The sequence below is a fragment of the Aeromonas sp. Prich7-2 genome, from assembly GCF_017939255.1.
Classification (GTDB): domain Bacteria; phylum Pseudomonadota; class Gammaproteobacteria; order Enterobacterales; family Aeromonadaceae; genus Aeromonas; species Aeromonas caviae.
Map to the genome: position 1 here is coordinate 1 of NZ_JAGKRI010000219.1, position 2,072 is coordinate 2,072.

General features: G+C 46.2%; 3 protein-coding genes. 1 reads left to right on the forward strand and 2 read right to left on the reverse strand.

Annotated features, from left to right (window positions below):
* Nucleotides 1-267 precede the first annotated feature (267 nt).
* Nucleotides 268-567, reverse strand: a complete 300-nt coding sequence (locus J9892_RS21020) for a hypothetical protein (protein WP_146054124.1) — start codon at nt 565-567, stop codon at nt 268-270.
* An 826-nt stretch (nt 568-1,393) separates the two neighbouring features.
* On the reverse strand, nt 1,394-1,660 hold the full coding sequence (gene vapB / locus J9892_RS21025) for a type II toxin-antitoxin system VapB family antitoxin (protein ID WP_308457648.1): 267 nt from the start codon (nt 1,658-1,660) through the stop codon (nt 1,394-1,396).
* 92 nt (nt 1,661-1,752) lie between these two features.
* Here vapB and umuD point away from each other — a divergent pair.
* Nucleotides 1,753-2,072 (forward strand): translesion error-prone DNA polymerase V autoproteolytic subunit (umuD, locus tag J9892_RS21030; RefSeq protein ID WP_246876732.1); only part of this gene is annotated, 320 nt, incomplete at its 3' end.

Genomic DNA, 2,072 nt, shown 5'->3' on the forward strand with positions numbered 1-2,072 from the left:
TGGCAGGAAATAACAGAGAAGTTGGAGTGGGCAATGGTGTATTTATCCAAAAACGGCAAAAAGAGTAGGCAGAGAAAATCCAAGCAAAACAACACGTTAGACGGTATTATTAATTCGCTTGCCGCTTAAGGTTCTGTACATGATCCATTGATAGCTTGTTTAACTGCTCAGGCGTAGTCAATGGATCTCGAGCTGCCCCTATCCGCTCTTCATCTGTTAGTGGTTCCATTTCTAATGAATCATTTTTGAGGTATACATTCATATCAACTATTCCATAGTTGTATTATTGTTTGCAGAAAAATCATCCTGATAGACCTCTACCAACTCATGTTTACTAATAGCAGGGACTTGCATATTACTAAATACGATTTCTCCTGAGTCAGCATCGCGTATGAATTTCCAATCATTAAACCCTATTGTTGAGTCATCAATATAATATGGCCATTGTTCACCGATATTATCACCAAGCCAGATTAGTGCTGATACCCGATCAGCCATACTTTCTAATGAGAACCCCAACATACACATAGTTCTCTGAATTAACGAATGCAGTGAAATTCTTTCCATTGTTACTTCCATGCTACAGATAGGGAAAGTGCGAACAAGTATCCCACGAACAAAAAATGAAAATTTTAGTCATTTAATATCAATGGGTTACCATTAAATGCTCTCGTGCCATATGACTTATTCGCACCTTCCATAGGTCTTTGTTGTGGAGCTACGGCTATAAGACCTTATGAAATGGAAACGAATGATGCTAGTACAGTTTTCGTCAGCCAGTGTTGAGGTTGTTCCTATGCAGGTGCGCACAGCCATGATAGTGCTCGACATGTGCCAGGTAGTCCGGGGATTTCAACAAGTTGAATACCCCATTTGACAAGTTCCTGGTGGAATACTTGGCCAGATAACTAACTGGATGAGATGCACCACGCCAGTGGTGCAACATAAAAAATTGCTATCGAGCTATCCTGTCTACCAGGGAGAGCAAGCGCCGACAGCTCTATGGACAATCCTCGCTATGCGAGAATGATGTAGCCACATCGTTACCTGTTAGGTGAGAGGGGTGCGCTTTATCTATATATATAAAAACAATCCCTCTCAGCTGTGCACCTCAGCTCTAGTGCCACCAAAACACCTTCAACGAATGGTCCAATGGAAACCACGGGTAGATAACTGGATCACATGCACCACGACCAGTGGTGCAACCTAGAAAAATGGCTACTGAGCTATCCTGCCTGGGGGGCGAGTACCGACAGATCTATGAACAATCCTCGCTACGCGAGAATGATAGCCATAGCTATTCACCTTTTCAGGTGAGAGGGATACGCTTTATCTATATATATAAAAACAATCCCTCTCAGCTACGCAACTCAGTTACCCTGCTGGACCAACCTCAGAGTTTCTCTCGCTCCTGGGCGGTTGGCTGCTCACGTTCGGCCATGAAGTCGGCGCTCATACAAGGCTCATCAAACCACCTATCCCAGGACTCACCTACAGGTGTGATTATGCGAGTACGACCAACCACGACGATCTCAACATGCGTGACATCATCTGGCAGGGCCACTGCCTCGGGCAGGTATACCCCCTGGCCACGACCACACCTAAAAACTGTTGATTCCATCACGCGTCCTATGAACACAGTACCATGTGAACCGAACATAGCTAATGGGCCCGGTATGTCAACTGACACCGGATGCACACGTTATGCAATACGGCTATACTGTATATAAAAACAGTAACCAGTGAGCCACCATGTTCGCCATCCCACATCCAACCCCGGACGCTCTAGAGCTGCCGCTTTTTCTGTCCCCTGTGGTTTGCGGCTTTCCTAGCCCAGCACAGGACTATATTGAGCAAACCATAGATCTGAACCAGATCTGTATTGAGCATCCCGCTGCCACCTTCTATGTCAGGGCCAGTGGCCAAAGCATGGTGGAAAAGGGCATCAATGACGGGGATCTTTTGATCGTAGATAGGGCGCTCAAGGCCCGCCACGGCGCTATCGTTCTAGCCTGCCTTGATGGAGAATTCACTGTCAAACAGCTGCAAGAACGCCCGTTCCCTGCCCTGCT

Bases quoted from the DNA above. Each gene is read 5' to 3' on its own strand.
- vapB (WP_308457648.1), bottom strand. From the start codon at position 1,660: ATGTTCGGTTCACATGGTACTGTGTTCATAGGACGCGTGATGGAATCA.
- J9892_RS21020 (WP_146054124.1), bottom strand. From the start codon at position 567: ATGGAAAGAATTTCACTGCATTCGTTAATTCAGAGAACTATGTGTATG.